General features: G+C 33.9%; 19 protein-coding genes. 18 read left to right on the forward strand and 1 reads right to left on the reverse strand.

Features of this window, described 5'->3' with window-relative positions; all coding sequences use genetic code 11:
* Window positions 1–131: 131 nt before the first annotated feature.
* Window positions 132–476 carry a membrane-binding protein gene (locus RCH19_RS12065; RefSeq protein ID WP_343023436.1) on the reverse strand — a complete coding sequence of 115 codons (345 nt, stop codon included), beginning with the start codon at window positions 474–476 and terminating at the stop codon, window positions 132–134.
* A 522-nt stretch (window positions 477–998) separates the two neighbouring features.
* Here RCH19_RS12065 and aspS point away from each other — a divergent pair.
* From aspS to RCH19_RS12155, 18 genes are all read left to right on the forward strand, one after another.
* On the forward strand, window positions 999–2744 hold the full coding sequence (aspS, locus tag RCH19_RS12070) for an aspartate--tRNA ligase (RefSeq protein ID WP_343023437.1): 1746 nt from the start codon (window positions 999–1001) through the stop codon (window positions 2742–2744).
* Window positions 2745–2876: 132 nt separating this feature from the next.
* Complete coding sequence (locus RCH19_RS12075) at window positions 2877–3071, forward strand: cold shock domain-containing protein (protein ID WP_007137066.1); 195 nt, start codon at window positions 2877–2879, stop codon at window positions 3069–3071.
* A 230-nt stretch (window positions 3072–3301) separates the two neighbouring features.
* Window positions 3302–3667, forward strand: a complete 366-nt coding sequence (locus RCH19_RS12080) for an NADH-quinone oxidoreductase subunit A (RefSeq protein WP_121924587.1) — start codon at window positions 3302–3304, stop codon at window positions 3665–3667.
* A gap of 74 nt (window positions 3668–3741) precedes the next feature.
* On the forward strand, window positions 3742–4290 hold the full coding sequence (locus RCH19_RS12085) for an NADH-quinone oxidoreductase subunit B (protein WP_121924586.1): 549 nt from the start codon (window positions 3742–3744) through the stop codon (window positions 4288–4290).
* Window positions 4291–4294: 4 nt separating this feature from the next.
* The gene (locus tag RCH19_RS12090; protein WP_121924585.1) at window positions 4295–4816 is read left to right on the forward strand and encodes an NADH-quinone oxidoreductase subunit C; all 522 of its coding nucleotides are present in this window, start codon (window positions 4295–4297) and stop codon (window positions 4814–4816) included.
* Window positions 4817–4848: 32 nt separating this feature from the next.
* On the forward strand, window positions 4849–6087 hold the full coding sequence (locus tag RCH19_RS12095; protein WP_121924584.1) for an NADH-quinone oxidoreductase subunit D: 1239 nt from the start codon (window positions 4849–4851) through the stop codon (window positions 6085–6087).
* 117 nt (window positions 6088–6204) lie between these two features.
* Entirely contained in the window at window positions 6205–6735 is a 531-nt protein-coding gene (locus RCH19_RS12100) for an NAD(P)H-dependent oxidoreductase subunit E (RefSeq protein WP_121924583.1), read from the forward strand.
* Window position 6736: 1 nt separating this feature from the next.
* A complete protein-coding gene (gene nuoF, locus RCH19_RS12105; RefSeq protein ID WP_343023438.1) occupies window positions 6737–8104 on the forward strand; it encodes an NADH-quinone oxidoreductase subunit NuoF in 1368 nt (455 codons plus the stop codon).
* A gap of 80 nt (window positions 8105–8184) precedes the next feature.
* Window positions 8185–9228, forward strand: coding sequence for a 2Fe-2S iron-sulfur cluster-binding protein (locus tag RCH19_RS12110; protein WP_121924581.1), 1044 nt, complete (start codon window positions 8185–8187; stop codon window positions 9226–9228).
* Between the two features lie 3 nt (window positions 9229–9231).
* Window positions 9232–10284 (forward strand): NADH-quinone oxidoreductase subunit NuoH, encoded by a 1053-nt coding sequence (gene nuoH / locus RCH19_RS12115; protein ID WP_343023439.1) that lies wholly within the window; start codon window positions 9232–9234, stop codon window positions 10282–10284.
* Between the two features lie 110 nt (window positions 10285–10394).
* Window positions 10395–10940 (forward strand): NADH-quinone oxidoreductase subunit I, encoded by a 546-nt coding sequence (locus tag RCH19_RS12120; protein ID WP_343023440.1) that lies wholly within the window; start codon window positions 10395–10397, stop codon window positions 10938–10940.
* On the forward strand, window positions 10940–11479 hold the full coding sequence (locus RCH19_RS12125; protein WP_343023441.1) for an NADH-quinone oxidoreductase subunit J: 540 nt from the start codon (window positions 10940–10942) through the stop codon (window positions 11477–11479). Before RCH19_RS12120 ends, RCH19_RS12125 begins: the two co-directional genes overlap by 1 nt.
* Before the next feature lies 1 nt (window position 11480).
* Entirely contained in the window at window positions 11481–11801 is a 321-nt protein-coding gene (gene nuoK / locus RCH19_RS12130) for an NADH-quinone oxidoreductase subunit NuoK (RefSeq protein ID WP_121924577.1), read from the forward strand.
* 6 nt (window positions 11802–11807) lie between these two features.
* A complete protein-coding gene (nuoL, locus tag RCH19_RS12135) occupies window positions 11808–13691 on the forward strand; it encodes an NADH-quinone oxidoreductase subunit L (protein ID WP_343023442.1) in 1884 nt (627 codons plus the stop codon).
* Between the two features lie 8 nt (window positions 13692–13699).
* Entirely contained in the window at window positions 13700–15142 is a 1443-nt protein-coding gene (locus RCH19_RS12140) for an NADH-quinone oxidoreductase subunit M (RefSeq protein WP_343023443.1), read from the forward strand.
* A 12-nt stretch (window positions 15143–15154) separates the two neighbouring features.
* Window positions 15155–16525: an NADH-quinone oxidoreductase subunit N gene (locus RCH19_RS12145; protein ID WP_343023444.1), complete on the forward strand. Its 1371-nt coding sequence runs from the start codon at window positions 15155–15157 to the stop codon at window positions 16523–16525.
* Between the two features lie 277 nt (window positions 16526–16802).
* Window positions 16803–17795: a Gfo/Idh/MocA family oxidoreductase gene (locus tag RCH19_RS12150; protein WP_343023445.1), complete on the forward strand. Its 993-nt coding sequence runs from the start codon at window positions 16803–16805 to the stop codon at window positions 17793–17795.
* A 176-nt stretch (window positions 17796–17971) separates the two neighbouring features.
* On the forward strand, window positions 17972–18688 hold the full coding sequence (locus tag RCH19_RS12155) for a DsbA family oxidoreductase (RefSeq protein WP_343023446.1): 717 nt from the start codon (window positions 17972–17974) through the stop codon (window positions 18686–18688).
* Window position 18689 lies beyond the last annotated feature (1 nt).

Raw genomic sequence — 18689 nt, forward strand, 5'->3', positions numbered from 1 at the left:
CAAGTCAAATTTAAACAAAATGAGCCCGATAAAATATCGAGCTCATTATTATCAAAATTAATTATAAATTTGTCTAAACTTTTGGGTGCAGTCTAGAATTATCAGAGGCTTTCTACATTTTATAAATTTTTCTAGTTGTTAACTACACTGTCTTTTTTCCATGTTTTAATTGCAGCTATTTTACTTTGTGAGTAATCCACTTCATGTATTACTTCGTTATTCCAGAAGAACCATTTTCCAACCTTTTCCCCACCTTTATAGGTAGCAACAGCTGTTTTGGCGCCATTTAGATCGTATGAAGTCCAAATACCTTCTAGTTTTCCATTTTTATAGAAACCTTCTTGTTGCGTTTTTCCGTTGTCAAAATAATACGTAGTTTTTACTAAATCACCAACAGCTTCTAGTTTGACGTTATTATCTTGAGCAAAAGCAATTCCTGATAGTAGTAAAACGGTCATTATTATGTACTTTTTCATAGCAGTATGTTTTTAGATTTCTTACCAAATTTATAAAAGAATTTACATTAAAAAAACTTTAGCTTAACAATTTAGTAACATTGAGTGAAAGCTTAACATTGGGATTTAATTGCATTAAAGATTACGATATTAAATACTTATGATTATTTTCTGTAATCAAATAATATTTTTTTATCGTTTCAAGCATCTTTTTAGCTATTATCACTAGGAAGGAAAGTTGTTCCATGCAAATCGGATCGTCATTATGTATTGAATATATAAATCACCCTTAACATAATCGGTGTGGCATTACAAGTTTCCTGTAGTAGAAAATATATTTGAAATTAGCTTTCAGTAATTTTCATTAATAGTCCTTTACTATTTTCTACATAGCTGAGTTCACTTTTTTATCTAATTTTCGCAGTGCATATAATGGATAAATCAGAGAATGTAAAGTGCTTTGAATTGCACCTTTTCTTTTATTGAGTCTTTAAGAGGTACTAATTTAAAACAAAACACTATTTTTGCAAAAATTTTTTAGCCATGTATAGAAGTCATTCCTGCGGAGAACTAACCGCCAAAAATATATCTCAAGAAGTTACACTTGCTGGTTGGGTTCAAAAATCTCGTGATAAAGGATTTATGAATTGGGTTGATTTGCGCGACCGTTATGGAATAACACAATTGATTTTTGACGAAGGTCGTTCGAATAAAGAAGTTTTTGAATTAGCAAAGACTTTGGGACGTGAATTTGTTATACAGGTTAAAGGAACTGTTATTGAGCGTGAAGCTAAAAACAAAAATATCAGCACTGGTGAGATAGAAATTTTAGTGACCGAACTAAATATTTTGAACGCATCGCTTACTCCTCCTTTTACGATTGAAGATGAAACAGATGGTGGTGAAGATATTAGAATGAAATATCGATACTTGGATATTAGAAGAAATCCAGTGAAAAATAGTTTGCTTTTTCGTCATAAAGTAGCAATGGAAGTGCGCAAGTATCTTTCTGATCTAGATTTTTGCGAAGTAGAAACACCTTACTTAATAAAATCAACTCCAGAAGGAGCGAGGGATTTCGTTGTTCCTTCTCGAATGAACGCAGGGCAGTTTTATGCTTTGCCACAATCTCCTCAAACTTTTAAGCAATTATTGATGGTGGGCGGAATGGATAAGTATTTCCAAATTGTGAAATGTTTCCGTGATGAAGATTTGCGTGCAGACAGGCAACCAGAGTTTACACAAATTGATTGCGAAATGGCTTTTGTGGAGCAAGAAGATATTTTAAATGTGTTCGAAGGCTTAACGAGACACTTACTAAAAGAAATAAAAGGTATTGAAGTAGATAAATTCCCAAGAATGACCTACGAACATGCCATGAAAACATACGGTAATGATAAACCGGACATTCGTTTCGGAATGGAGTTTGGTGAATTAAACGAATTTGCAAAACATAAAGAGTTTCCAGTATTCAATGCTGCTGAATTAGTGGTGGGAATTGCTGTTCCAGGTGCAGGAGTTTATACACGTAAGGAAATTGATGCTTTAATTGATTGGGTTAAACGTCCGCAAGTTGGAGCTTCAGGAATGGTTTATGCAAAATGTAATGAAGACGGTACTTATAAATCATCTGTAGATAAATTTTACGATCAAGAAGATTTAGGAAATTGGGCAAAAATTACTGGAGCAAAGCCTGGAGATATGATTTTTGTTCTTTCTGGACCTGCAGATAAAACAAGAGGTCAGTTAAGCGCCTTGCGAATGGAGGTTGCAACTCGTTTAGGGTTAAGAAATCCTGCAGAATTTGCGCCATTATGGGTTGTAGACTTCCCTTTATTAGAATTTGATGATGAAAGTGGTCGTTACCATGCGATGCATCACCCATTTACATCTCCAAAACCAGAGGATATGCATTTATTAGAAACGGATCCAGGAAAAGTTCGTGCTAATGCCTATGACATGGTTTTAAACGGAAATGAGATCGGTGGAGGTTCTATTCGTATTCACGATAAAGCTACACAACAATTAATGTTTAAATATTTAGGTTTTACTGAAGAAGAAGCTAAAGCGCAATTCGGATTTTTAATGGACGCTTTTCAGTTTGGTGCACCACCACACGGTGGACTTGCATTTGGTTTGGATAGATTAGTTGCAATTTTGGGCGGACAAGAAACGATTCGTGATTTTATTGCTTTCCCAAAAAACAACTCTGGTAGAGATGTGATGATCGATGCTCCATCTAAAATTGATCCGTCGCAATTAAAAGAGCTTCATATTAATCTTTTATAGTCATTTTTTGCATATCTATTTTGATAGAATGCATTGAATATCAATAATTTTACAAAATAAAAACACAAGTTGGTATTTCGTATTATATTAAATATTACATTTGCCTCATTATAAATTATTATTACAATTACAATGCGTACAGGTACAGTTAAATTTTTCAATGAATCTAAAGGTTACGGATTCATCACAGACGAAGAAACAGGAAAAGACATTTTTGTTCATGCATCAGGAATCAACGCGGAAGAATTACGCGAAGGTGATAGAGTAAGCTACGAAGAAGAAGAAGGAAGAAAAGGGAAAGTTGCTGCGAAAGTAGCAGTTATCTAATCAAAAGATTTATTTTTTGATAAAACGTTTCGATTTAGTTCGAAGCGTTTTTTTTTGCTCAAAACTGAAAATTCTCACTTTTGAAAATCGAAACCGATTTACTTATTTATAATCAATAAAAATTAGTCTGTAATTCTAATTTGCTTTAAATTTATCATTGTTTTAAACTTGTGTTTTACATACTTGAAACCTATCTTTGTAGCTTATTCTCATTCAAAAAAATACGCAATATGCAATCTGATCAATTAAATTATATCCCTATTTTAATGCAGTTTTTACTGGCTGCTGGGTTTGTAGTGGGGACAATTCTTGTTTCTGGCAAATTAGGGCCTAAAAGAAAATCAGCAATTAAAGATAGAAACTTTGAATGTGGTGTTGAAGGTATAGGAAATGCGCGTATTCCGTTTTCTGTAAAATATTTTCTTGTTGCGATTTTGTTTGTACTTTTTGATATTGAAGTAGTTTTTCTTTATCCTTGGGCAGTAAACTTTAAGGAGTTAGGTATGGAAGGTATGGTAAAGATGATAATATTCATGCTTTTGCTTTTAGTTGGTTTCTTCTATATCATCAAAAAGAAAGCTTTAGAGTGGGAATGAAAAATTGTTTTAAATATTGAATTTCAGACAGTTTCTGTTTGTAAATTCAAATTTTCAAATACAAAATAAAAAAGATGAGTAATTCAAATATAAAAATGGCTGAAGCACCGGAAGGTTTTGTTGGAGAAGGTTTCTTCGCAACAAAATTGAATGATGTTGTAGGTTTAGCTCGAGCTAATTCACTTTGGCCATTGCCTTTTGCGACTTCTTGTTGCGGTATTGAATTCATGGCTACAATGGGTGCGCATTATGATATTGCACGTTTTGGATCAGAGCGTTTAAGCTTTTCTCCACGTCAGTCTGATATGCTTTTAGTGATGGGAACTATTTCAAAAAAAATGGCTCCAGTTTTACGTCAAGTATATGAGCAAATGTCAGAGCCTAAATGGGTTATTGCTGTTGGAGCTTGTGCTTCTTCAGGAGGTATTTTTGATACGTATTCCGTGCTTCAGGGAATTGACAAAGTAATTCCTGTAGACGTTTATGTTCCAGGTTGCCCACCAAGACCAGAGCAAATATTAGAAGGAGTTATGAAATTGCAAGAATTGGTTAAATCGGAATCGGTGAGAAGAAGAAGCTCTCCAGAATACGAAGCATTATTAGCCTCTTATAATATCAAATAAAGACATGGCATTAGAAAACACAGCTATTCAAGATAAATTAACAGAAGCGTTCGGCGAGAATGTTTTTCGTTTTAATGAAGAAAAAGATATTTTTTCGTTCGAAGTAGCATCTGACAAAATTACAGCACTAGTTCTTTTTTTGAAAAATGATCCTGTATTGCGTTTTCAGTTTTTAACTGATTTGTGTGGGATACATTATCCAGATAATGAAGTGGACAGGCAGTTTGCGATTGTGTATCATATGCACAATTGGTATGACAACAAACGCATCAAAATAAAAGCTTTTATTAACGGCGATAAACCGGAGATAAAAACAATATCAAACATTTTTCTTTGCACCAATTGGATGGAAAGAGAAACATTCGATTTTTATGGAGTAGACTTTATCGGTCACCCTCAATTGAAACGTATTTTAAACATGGACGAAATGATTTCATTTCCCATGCGTAAAGAGTTTCCAATGGAAGATGGTGGAAGAACAGATAAAGATGACCGTTTCTTCGGAAGAACAATAGACAATTGCTAAAAACACAATATATAATTTTTCACATTCTATAAATGTCAGAACTATTATTACCACCAGAGCATCGCTATGCTAAGAAAATGAAGGAGCAGCTAAATGATGATGGAAGCGAGCTTTCTATCTTGAATTTAGGTCCTACTCACCCAGCAACACACGGAATTTTCCAGAATGTATTGTTGATGGACGGGGAGCGTATTTTAGAGGCTGAACCAACTATTGGTTACATTCATAGAGCTTTTGAAAAAATTGCTGAAAATCGTCCTTTTTACCAAATAACACCGCTTACAGACCGTATGAACTATTGTTCATCGCCTATAAACAATATGGGTTGGTGGATGACATTAGAAAAATTATTAGATATTGAGGTGCCTAAACGTGCTCAATATTTGAGAGTTATTGTAATGGAGTTAGCAAGAATTACGGATCATATTATTTGTAATTCTATTTTAGGAGTTGATACTGGTGCTTTTACTGGATTTCTTTATGTTTTCCAATTTAGAGAAAGAGTTTACGAAATCTATGAAGAAATTTGTGGTGCTCGATTGACTACAAATATGGGTAGAATAGGTGGTTTTGAGAGAGATTGGTCTCCTGAAGCTTTCAGAAAATTAGATTTATTTTTAGAAGAATTTCCAGTTGCTTGGCAAGAATTTGAAAATCTATTTGTAAGAAATAGAATTTTTATGGATCGTACTATTGATGTTGGTCCTATAACTGCTGAACAAGCAATTTCATATGGATTTACAGGTCCTAATTTACGTGCTACAGGTGTTGATTATGACGTTCGTGTTGCTCAACCTTATAGTTCGTACGAAGATTTTGATTTTATAATTCCTGTTGGAAAAACTGGAGATACTTACGATCGTTTTTGCGTTCGTAATGCCGAAGTTTGGGAGAGTTTGAGTATTATTCGTCAAGCTTTAGATAAAATGCCAGAAGGAAATGATTTCCACGCTGACGTTCCAGATTATTACCTTCCGCCAAAAGAAGATGTTTACACAAGCATGGAATCCTTGATTTATCACTTCAAAATCGTGATGGGTGAAGTTCCAGTTCCAGTTGCAGAAATATACCATCCTGTTGAAGGTGGAAATGGAGAGTTAGGTTTTTATTTAGTAACAGATGGAAGTCGTACTCCTTATCGATTACATTTCCGCAGACCTTGCTTTATTTATTACCAAGCCTATCCAGAAATGATAAAAGGATCATTGCTATCGGATGCGATTGTAATTTTGTCAAGTTTAAATGTAATTGCAGGAGAATTAGACGCTTAAAAAGAATTTGAGATTTTAGATTAACGTCCCCAAGTCTCGGGATTGATTTCAGATTTATTTAATCTGATAAATTATAAAACTTTGTGACTTTTCGCCTTTTTGGCAAAAACAATAAAAATGGAAAGAACCTTTCACCCACAAGAAATAAATATTACTGAGTCATTGATGAATCGTATCAATGAATTGATCAGTCATTATCCTGAAGATAAAAGAAAATCAGCTTTGTTGCCGGTTTTGCATGAAGTTCAAGATGCACATGATAACTGGTTGAGTCTTGAATTGATGAATAAAGTAGCTGAAATTATCCAAATTAAACCAATTGAGGTTTATGAAGTAGTTTCATTTTACACTATGTACAATCAAAAGCCAGTTGGAAAATATATGTTCGAATTCTGTACAACATCACCATGTTGTTTGAATGGAGCAGAGGATCTAATGGATTACACTTGTGAGAAATTAGGAGTTGAGCCAGGAGAAACTACAGCTGATGGTAATTTTACTGTTGTTGGTGTTCAGTGTTTAGGTGCCTGTGGATATGCTCCAATGATGCAGTTAGGAGATTTTTACAAGGAACATTTGAATAAGGAGAAAATCGACCTATTAATTGCTGATTGTAAAAACGATAAAATAATATTACACGATAAATAATATGTCACAAAAAATATTATTAGATAAAATAAACGTTCCAGGTATAAAGACCTATGATGTTTACCGTGCAAACGGAGGTTATGCTTCAGTAGAAAAAGCATTAAAAACCTTAACTCCTGACGAAGTAGTTGAAGAAGTGAAAACTTCGGGATTACGTGGTCGTGGTGGTGCGGGTTTCCCTGCTGGAATGAAATGGAGTTTTATTGATAAAAAATCAGGAAAGCCAAGACATCTAGTTTGTAACGCTGATGAGTCAGAGCCGGGAACTTTTAAGGATCGTTATTTGATGGAATTTATTCCTCATTTATTGATCGAAGGTATGATTACTTCGAGCTATGCTTTGGGGGCGAACTTATCCTATATCTACATTCGTGGAGAATATATGTGGGTTTATAAAATATTAGAAAGAGCCATTAACGAAGCAAAAGCTGCTGGATTTTTGGGTAAAAATATATTAGGCTCAGGATTTGATTTAGAACTTTACGTTCATTGTGGAGCCGGAGCTTATATTTGTGGTGAAGAAACTGCATTAATTGAATCATTAGAAGGAAAAAGAGGAAACCCTCGTATCAAACCACCGTTTCCAGCAATCTCTGGACTTTGGTCTAATCCTACTGTTGTAAATAACGTTGAAACGATTGCAGCTGTGCCGTGGATTATTAATAATTCAGGTGCTGAATATGCTAAAATTGGTATTGGTCGCTCAACGGGTACTAAATTAATTTCAGCTTCTGGACATGTTAAAAATCCGGGTGTTTACGAAATCGAATTAGGATTAAGTGTTTACGAGTTTATGAATTCTGATGAATATTTAGGAGGAATGAGTTCTGATAGACCATTAAAAGCATTTGTTCCTGGAGGAAGTTCTGTTCCAGTATTACCAGCAAATTTAATTTACAAAACAGCAAATGGTGAAGATCGTTTAATGACTTATGAGTCATTAAGTGATGGAGGATTTGCAACAGGTTCTATGTTAGGTTCAGGCGGATTTATCGTTTATAATGATACTTCTTGCATTGTGCGTAATACATGGAATTTTTCTCGTTTCTATCACCATGAAAGTTGTGGTCAATGTTCTCCTTGCCGTGAAGGTACAGGATGGATGGAAAAAGTATTACATAGAATTGAGAACGGTCATGGACGTGAAGAAGATATCGATTTGCTATTGAGTATTCAAAGTAAAATTGAAGGTAACACAATTTGTCCTTTAGGTGATGCAGCAGCTTGGCCAGTAGCAGCAGCGATTCGTCATTTTAGAGATGAGTTCGAATACCACATTCGTTTCCCAGAGAAAATAAAAAATAGAGATCACTTTGTTGCTGAACCTTTTTCTACAGTTAAGCATTTAGTGGGTATTCAAACAGTTTAAATTAGTTTCAAGTTTTAAGATTTTATTTTTATCGTAAAAGGTAAATATTTAAATCTTAAACTAAAAAAACAAAAAGATAAATGAAAGTAACAATAGACGGACAGTCGATAGAAGTAGAACCAGGAACAACGATCCTGCAAGCGGCACGTATGATAGGTGGGGAAGTTGTTCCGCCCGCAATGTGCTATTATTCTAAACTAAAAGGGAGCGGTGGAAAATGCCGTTGTTGTTTAGTGGAAGTTGCTAAAGGTAGTGAAGCTGATCCAAGACCAATGCCAAAATTAATGGCCTCTTGTGTAACGGGTTGTATGGATGGAATGGAAGTTAATAGCAAATCTTCTGAGAGAGTTCAAGAAGCTAGAAAATCAGTAACTGAATTTTTATTGATTAATCACCCACTTGATTGTCCTGTATGTGACCAAGCTGGTGAATGTGATTTGCAAAATTTAAGTTTCGAACATGGAAAATCTCAAAGTCGTTTTATAGAGGAGAAAAGAACATTTGAACCAGAGAACATAGGTGAGAATATTCAATTGCACATGAATCGCTGTATTCTTTGCTACCGTTGTGTAATGGTTGCAGATCAATTGACTGATGATCGTGTTCACGGAGTTATGGATAGAGGTGATCATTCAAACATTTCTACTTGTATTTCGAAAGCAATTGATAATGAGTTTTCAGGAAATATGATTGACGTGTGTCCAGTAGGAGCATTGACTGATAAAACATTTAGATTTAAATCTAGAGTGTGGTTCAACAAGCCTTACAATGCACATAGAGATTGCGATAAATGTTGTGGAAAAACTACAGTTTGGATGTTTGGTGATGAAATCCAACGTGTAACTGGTAGAAAAGATGAATTCCATGAAGTAGAAGAATTTATTTGTAATGGTTGTCGTTTTGATCACAAAGAAGTTTCAGATTGGATTATTGAAGGACCAAGAGAATTTGAAAAAGACTCTGTTATTAATCAAAATAATTACACTAGAAAATTAGAAACTGTTGAAATCGCTACTGAAGATCAAATCCTTTTAGGTAGAGAACAAGACCGTAAAAAAATAAGCATGCCAGCTATCCCTTTGGATAAAAATGAAGAGGAAGATTTTAAACATGGTAACATTTAAAAAATGGATAGTACTTTAATTATAGAGAAAAGCGTTATCATTTTAGTTGTTTTTGCAATTACAATGTTAATGGCGATGTACTCTACATTAGCTGAGAGAAAAGTAGCCGCTTGGCTTCAAGATCGTATCGGTCCTAACAGAGCTGGAAAAGGTGGAATATTACAGCCACTTGCCGATGGTTTAAAATTGTTTGCTAAAGAAGAATTTGAGCCTGATACCCCTAACCGATTTTTGTTTTTTACAGGACCTGCTCTTGCAATGACAACAGCATTAATGACTAGTGCCGTTATTCCTTGGGGAGACAAATTTCACCTTTTTGGAAGAGATATTATTCTTCAAGCAACCGATATCGATGTTGCATTATTATATCTTATTGGTGTAATGTCAATAGGTGTTTACGGAATCATGATTGGTGGATGGGCTTCTAATAATAAATTCTCATTGATTGGTGCAGTTCGTGCCGCTTCTCAAATGATTTCTTATGAGGTAGCAATGGGACTTTCATTGATTGCTTTATTAATGATGACTGGTACTTTAAGTTTAAGAGAGATTTCAGCACAACAGGCTGGATTGAACTGGAATGTTTTTTACCAACCATTATCCTTCTTTATTTTCTTAATCTGTGCTTTTGCAGAGACAAACAGAACTCCTTTTGATTTAGCGGAATGTGAAACAGAATTAGTTGGTGGATATCATACAGAATATTCTTCGATGAAAATGGGTTTCTATTTATTTGCTGAATATGCAAATATGTTTATCTCCTCTACTATTCTCGCTGTTTTATTCTTTGGAGGATATAACTATCCTGGAATGAGTTGGGCAGTAGAAAACTGGGGTGTAAATATTGCCAATGTTATAGGAATAGCTGCTCTATTTGTTAAAATATGTGGTTTCATTTTCCTTTACATGTGGGTTCGTTGGACTATACCAAGATTTAGATATGATCAATTGATGCATTTGGGTTGGAGAATCTTAATTCCATTAGCGATTGTAAATATCATGATAACTGGAATAGTAATTTTGAGAGCAGAAATTTTTGCTTATTTAGGATTTTAATTAGCACCAAAAAGCAGTAGCCCTGATAGAAGCGGAAATCCTTTATGTGAGCTATAGCGACATAAAGATTGAAACGGATAGCAGGAATAAGCTTCAAATAAAAATAAAAAATGTCAATAGAAAGTATATCCTTATCGGGAAGAAAAAAAGTAGTCTCTAATAAAGAGATGTCTTTTTTAGAAAGAATGTATCTCCTTGCGATTGTCAAAGGAATGATAATCACAATTAAGCATTTGTTTACTAGAAAGGTTACGATTTTGTATCCAGAGCAAGTACGTGAAATGAGTCCGGTTTATCGTGGTCAACATCAATTAAAGCGTGATGAACTAGGTAGAGAAAATTGTACCGCTTGTGGATTATGTGCATTATCATGTCCTGCCGAAGCAATCACAATGAAAGCTGAGGAACGCAAGGCAGACGAAAAGCACTTGTACAGAGAAGAAAAATATGCTTCAATATATGAGATAAATATGTTGCGTTGTATTTTCTGTGGATTATGCGAAGAAGCATGTCCGAAAGATGCTATTTACTTGACGACTTCTAAATTGCTTGTACCTTCAAGTTATGATAGAGAAGATTTTATTTTTGGAAAAGATAAATTGGTCATGCCATTAGATATTGCAATGAAAAATGCTCAATTAAAAAACGCTAAATAATGATCAATATACCTGATTTTGCAAATGCATCTGCTGTTCAAATTATATTTTGTGTATTAGCATTTATAACATTATTAACTGCATTTTTAACCATTTACAGTAGAAACCCAATTCACAGTGCTATTTATCTAGTGATTTGTTTTTTCTCTATTGCAGGACACTATTTCTTACTAAATGCTCAATTTTTAGCAATAGTTCACATCATAGTTTATTCGGGTGCAATTATGATTTTGTTCTTGTTCACCATAATGTTGATGAATTTGAATGAGAAAAAAGAAGTATATAGACCAAGAATTACCAGACTAGGAGCGATTGTTTCTTTTGTTTTAATCAGTTTGGTTTTAATTGCCATTTTTATTAATTCAAAACCTATAGTTGGTGAATACACTTCCACGGGTGAAGATTATCAATCTATAAAGGTATTAGGGAAAGTACTCCTTAATGAATATATGGTTCCTTTTGAATTTGCTTCTGTATTACTTTTAGTAGCAATGATAGGAAGCGTTTTATTGTCTAAAAAAGAAAAATTAGAAAAGTAATATGAATAATATTTTAAACCAAATTGGTATTGAAAATTATATATTCCTAAGCGTAATACTTTTTTGTATTGGTGTTTTTGGAGTTTTATATAGACGAAATGCCATTATCGTATTTATGTCAATAGAAATTATGTTGAATGCAGTGAGTTTATTATTCGTAGCATTTTCAACTTATCATCAAGATGCAGAAGGACAAGTTTTTGTTTTCTTCTCTATGGCGGTAGCTGCGGCAGAGGTTGCAGTAGGATTGGCAATTCTAGTTTCTATCTTTAGGAATGTTGGCTCGATTACAATAGACAATTTAAAAAACTTAAAAGGATAAACTATAATGAATACAAATTTATCTTTACTCTTATTATTAGCTCCTTTTTTAGGGTTTTTAATTAATATTTTCTTCGGAAAAAGTTTAGGAAAAACAGTAGCTGGAATAATTGGGACATTAACTGTTGCAGTTTCATTCGCTGTTTCACTTTATTTCTTCGGACAAATAACCGCTTCAAAAGAACCAATTCAAATTCAATTATTTGATTGGATCCAAATCAGTAATTTTAAAGTAGACTTTGGTTTTCTATTAGACCAATTATCTATTTTATGGTTGCTTTTTGTAACTGGAATAGGATCTTTGATTCACCTTTATTCTATTAGTTACATGCACGACGATGAAAAGATGCATACCTTTTTTGCCTATTTGAATTTGTTTGTTTTTTTCATGATTACACTTGTAATAGGAAGTAACTTATTAGTAATGTTCATTGGTTGGGAAGGCGTAGGTCTTTGTTCTTACTTATTGATTGGGTTTTGGTATAAAAACCAAGAATTCAATGATGCGGCTAAGAAAGCGTTTATCATGAATAGAATTGGAGATTTAGGATTGTTAATTGGAATTTTCATCCTAGGAATGTTATTCAACACTTTAGATTTCTCTACTTTAAAAACAGCAATTTCTGGAGCTACAGATTTAAATATGTACTGGCTTTCAGCTGCTGCGTTTGCACTATTCATTGGAGCTTGTGGTAAATCAGCACAAATACCATTATACACTTGGTTACCGGATGCAATGGCAGGTCCAACACCTGTTTCAGCATTAATTCACGCTGCTACAATGGTAACTGCAGGAATCTTTATGATCACGAGAATGAATTTCTTGTTTGATCTAACACCAGATGTTCAATCTATAATTGCTGTTGTTGGAGCGATCACTGCGTTAGTAGCTGCTACTATTGGATTAGTTCAAAATGACATTAAAAAAGTATTAGCTTATTCTACCGTTTCCCAATTAGGATTAATGTTCTTAGCGTTGGGATTAGGCGCTTATGAAGTTGCCGTTTTCCATGTAATAACACACGCATTCTTTAAAGCTTGTTTGTTCTTAGGTTCTGGTTCTGTTATTCATGCGTTGGGTGGCGAACAAGATATGCGCAATATGGGCGGACTTAAAAAAGCGATGCCAATTACATTTGGAACAATGCTTATTGCTTCTCTAGCTATTTCAGGAGTTCCATTATTTTCAGGTTTTTTCTCGAAAGATGAAATCTTGTTAGTGGCTTTTCATAGCAACATTCCTTTATGGGTGATTGGTTCTGTAGCTTCGATAATGACGGCGTTCTATATGTTTAGATTGATGTTCCTAACTTTTTTCAAAGAATTTAGAGGAACGATGGATCAAAAAAATCATTTACATGAAAGTAATTCTTTGATTACTATACCTCTTATCGTGTTAGCAATCTTAGCAACAATAGGTGGTTTGATTAGTTTACCGGGAAACAGCTGGTTGAATGAATATTTAACTCCAATTTTGCCAAAATTAGCAACAGCTGCTCATCATTTAGGGACTAATGAATATATATTAATGGCTATTGCAGTTGTTGGTGGATTAATTGGTATTGGTTTGGCTTACGCCAAATACATTAAGCAAGATTCTGTTCCTGCAGAAGATGCTGCTATTACTGGATTCTCAAAAGTGCTTTATAATAAATATTACGTGGACGAATTCTATGACGCTATAATTGTTAAACCAATCAATGTTTTGTCAGGATTTTTTAGAGACACTATAGAAACAAGTTTATCTTCTCTAGTTTTTGGACTTGGGAAAGTTACTAACGAAATAAGTTTTCAAGGGAAGAAATTGCAGTCCGGAAGTATTGGACTTTATCTTTTTGCTTTTGTGATTGGGCTTTGTGCCATTATTTCTTATTTATTTTTAGCTCAATAATTTATACTATGAATGTATCTCTAATATTAATTATACTTTTTGTTGGTGCGTTAGTCACATTTCTAGCGGGCGATAAACTAGCTTCAAAAGTAGCATTGTTCTTTGGGTTGGCGGCCGCAGGTTGTTCAATCGTACTATTAAACCATTTTAACCTTGGTGAAAACATCAGTTTTATCAGTCAGTGGATTTCAAAACCTAATGTTTCTTTTGCGCTGAAAGCAGATGGTCTTTCGTTAGCGATGGTTTTATTGACAACGGTTTTAACAGCAATTATTACTTTCTCCTCTTTTGGAAATGATTATAAAAATGCAAAATCATTTTACGCATTAATTCTTTTCATGTCGTTTGCTATGGTGGGAACATTCTTAGCTAGCGATGGACTTTTATACTATATTTTCTGGGAACTATCTCTAATTCCCATCTACTTTATCGCATTAGTTTGGGGTAATGGAGACGTTGAAGAACGAAGAAAAGCAGTGGTAAAATTCTTTATTTATACCCTTGCAGGTTCATTATTCATGCTAATCGCATTTGTTTATTTGTACCAAAAAGCAGGAAGCTTCCTTATTGAAGATTTATATAAAGTTACTTTATCAGCAACAGAGCAATTTTGGATTTTCTTAGCGTTCTTTTTGGCGTATGCCATTAAGATTCCTTTAATTCCATTTCACACTTGGCAAGCAAATGTGTATCAAAAAGCACCAACTGTTGGAACCATGCTTTTATCTGGTATTATGCTTAAAATGGGATTGTATAGCATTATCCGTTGGCAATTACCTATTACGCCATTAGCAGCTTCAGAATACAAATATGTATTTATAGCTATTGGAATTGCAGGAGTAATTTATGGTTCTATAGTAGCTTTGAGACAAAAGGACTTGAAGAAATTACTAGCATATTCTTCACTTGCACACGTAGGTTTAATTGCAGCTGGAACCTACACTTTAACTCCTGATGGATTGCGTGGTGCAGTTTTGCAAATGATTGCGCACGGATTTGTAGTAGTTGGTTTGTTTTATACTGCTGAAATTATTTATAGAAGATATGAAACTAGAGTAATTGCTGAAATGGGAGGAATTCGTTCTCAAACTCCAAAATTTACATCGATGTTTTTAATATTAGTTATGGCTTCGATTTCTTTGCCTGCTACTTTTAACTTCGTTGGAGAATTTACAGTATTATATAGCTTATCACAAGTGAATGTATGGTTTGCTATATTAGGAGGAACAACAATTATCTTGGGCGCTTATTATATGTTAAGGATGTTCCAACACTCAATGTTAGGAGAAACGAATTCTAAAGTATTTGCTGATGTAAGTATGAATGAAGGAATTACATTGGTAGCAATTATCACCGTTTTATTGTTTTTTGGGATGTATCCAAAACCAATAATAGATTTGATTACACCAAGTCTAGAAGAAATCTTAAATCAAATTAATAGAATTAACTAGTCAGATAAAAAAATGAATACATTAATAGCTATAATAGGATTAGGTGTTTTATGCCTTTTACTTGAAATTTTCAATTTGACTAAAGCCATTGTGCCGTTAACAATCGTTGGATTGTTAGCCGTTCTTGGTTTAACTATATCTGAGTTTAATTCTACAGAGAGTTATTATAACGATATGATTGTTGTAAGTAAATTTTCTACTTCATTTTCCTCGTTGTTTATCGTTCTTACTATCTTCTTAGTTTCTTTAAGTCATAACTTTTATGAAAAGCATCAATCTAAAATCTCAGATTACATTGCCATAAAAATATTTTTACTTTCGGGAGCGGTAGCAATGGTTTCTTTTGGAAACTTAGCGATGTTCTTTTTAGGAATTGAAATATTGTCAATTGCATTGTACGTGCTTGCGGCAAGTGATCGTTTAAATTTAAAAAGTAATGAAGCAGGAATGAAATATTTCCTAATGGGTTCATTTGCTTCAGGAATTATTCTTTTCGGTATCTGTATGATTTACGGTGCAATGGGAAGTTTTAATGTTAGCGATATTGCTGCAATGTCCCAATCAGCTGAATTACCTATTTGGTTCCCAATAGGAATTGTGTTATTGACAATAGGAATGTTATTCAAAGTTGCTGCTGTTCCTTTTCACTTTTGGGCACCAGATGTATACGAAGGATCTCCTACAATGACTACTGCATTGATGAGTACATTAGTAAAAGTGGTTGCTATGGCTTCCTTGTACAAATTATTATCTGTAATGAATGCTGATATTTCAGAATCGTTTAAAATTGTTGTAGTAGTTATATCTATGGCTTCAATGACTGTTGGAAATATTATGGCATTGCGCCAAGTAAATGTAAAAAGAATGCTTGCTTTTTCAGGTGTATCTCACGCTGGTTTTATGCTGATGACTTTATTGAGTTTATCAACTTCAGCTGGAAGTTTGTTGTACTATGCTTCTGCGTATGCATTATCAGGAATTGCTGCGTTTAGCGTAATCATTTACGTTTGTAAAAATAGAGACAATGAAGATATTGTAAACTTTCACGGTTTAGGAAAAAACAATCCTTTATTAGCTGCGATATTAACTGGTTCGTTACTTTCAATGGCTGGTATCCCTATTTTTGCTGGATTTTTTGCTAAATTAGTCTTGTTTAGTGATACAATTGAATCAGGTTACTTAGTTCTTGTGATAGTAGCAGTTGTAAACTCTATTATAAGTGTTGGCTATTATTTCAAACTAATTTTGGCAATGTACACTAAAGAGCCAAACGAAGAAAGAAAAGCAACACCATTCGTTATTTATGCGGTAGCAGTTGTTGCAATTGTATTGAATATCGCATTAGGATTGTTCCCTTCGACAGTGTTGGATTTATTGGCATAATTTGAATTTTAAAATTTTAAAAAAACCATCAAGTTTAATCTTGATGGTTTTTTGCTTTTCTAAATAGTCTTCATTTATATTGATTAGGAGGAATCTCTTAATTCGAAAAAATTTCAGAAGTAGTTTTTTAGTATAACCAGAAATAAACAATAGGATTATAATTTTCTGTAAAATAGTCGGCTTCTGGCTTTAAACTTTTTAGCCTAGTTTTATTGATAAACAATTAATAAATAACTCTATTTTTACTTTAATGTGTAATACATAAAATATATTAATCATGAGACTAGAAGATAACGAGACGAAAATAATACGCTGGGGTATTTTAGGGTGCGGTAAAGTCACAGAAGTTAAAAGTGGTCCAGCCTATCAAAAAACAAAAGGTTTCGAAGTTGTTGCAGTAATGAGAAGAGATGAAAGTAAAGCAAAAGATTATGCTCAACGACATGGGATTAGCAAATATTACAGTAACGCTGATGATTTGATTAATGATGAAGAAGTCGATGCGGTTTATATCGCTACACCGCCAGATACTCATAAATTCTATGGACTTAAAGTCGCAGCAGCTGGAAAAATATGCTGTATAGAAAAACCATTAGCACCAAGTCAACAAGATTGCTTGGATATTTACGAGGCTTTTAAGAGTAAAGAAATCCCTTTGTTTGTTTCTTACTATCGCCGATCATTACCTCGCTTTAAACAAATTAAAACATGGCTTGATAGTAATGCTATAGGGGAGTTACGTCATATAAGATGGCATTTAAGTAAACCGGCAAACTCTCAAGATTTATCCGGAGAATACAATTGGCGCACAGATAAGTCTATCGCTACTGCGGGTTATTTTGATGATTTAGCAAGTCATGGATTAGACTTGTTTATTCATCTCTTAGGCGATGTAAAAGAGGCTAAAGGAATAAGTTTAAACCAACAAGGATTATACACCTCTAAAGACGCTATAAGTGCTTGCTGGTTGCACGAATGTGGCGTGACGGGTTCAGGTAGTTGGAATTTTGGTTGCAGCATGCGTGAAGATACGGTCGAGATCTTTGGGAGTAAAGGTAAAATTAGTTTTTCGGTTTTTAATGAGGAGTCTGTTGTGCTGTCCAATGAAGATGGTGTAACTGATTTGTTCATTGATAATCCAGAAAACATACAATTATTTCATGTTGAAAATATACGAGAGCAACTTATCGGAAATGAAATTCATCCTTCAAATGGAAAAACAGCATCTCATACAGCTTGGACTATGGACAAAATTGTGGGTAATATTTAATTAATCCTATTTTTGATTTCATTTATAGATTAGCAAGAGACTCAAGATAAGCCTAATTTTTCAAGTGTTTGGCTTCGAACTATCCTAATATAAACCTAAAGTCAAAGACTCTCAAAATGGAATTAGTTAATTTTGTGTTCGAGAAATAATCCTAATTTTTTATAAAAGACATAAAGATGGAAAATAAATTAAAAGTTCAAATTTGGTCGGATATTATGTGTCCGTTTTGCTATATAGGAAAAAGAAGAATTGAAGAAGCTCTTAGCCTTTTCGAACATAAAAATGCGGTGGAAATTGAATGGAAAAGTTATCAGTTAGATCCAAGTTTCGTAGCTTCTAAGGAGGATAATATGGTTACTCATCTTGCTGATAAGTACGGAAAAGGGATTGACTGGGCTCAAGGCATGCTTGACAATATGACTCAAAATGCTAAAACTGCAGGATTAGACTTCCATTTTGAAAAAGCTGTTCTTGCAAATTCGTTTGATGCGCATCGATTGTTACATTTAGCTAAAAAGCATTCACTATCTGATGAATTAGAGGAACTTTTATTTAAAGCCTATTTAACTGAAGGTAAAGACATCAACGATAAAGGTACTTTAAAGGAATTAGGAATTTCAGTGGGCTTAAATCCTAAAAGTATTGATGAAGTATTAAGTACAGATGCTTTTTCAGATGATGTAAAGAAAGATATTAGCACTGCCCAAGAAATAGGTGTACAAGGCGTTCCGTTCTTCGTGTTCGATAATAAATATGCTGTTTCAGGTGCACAGCCAGCCACTGCGTTTTTAGAAACACTTGAAAAAGTATGGCAGGAAGGAAAATTTGATTCAAAAGTTAAATTAATTAATACCACGCAAGGCGATAGTTGCGGTATTGATGGCTGCGATTAAT

Source organism: Flavobacterium sp. PL12, from assembly GCF_039123485.1.
Taxonomy (GTDB): domain Bacteria; phylum Bacteroidota; class Bacteroidia; order Flavobacteriales; family Flavobacteriaceae; genus Flavobacterium; species Flavobacterium weaverense.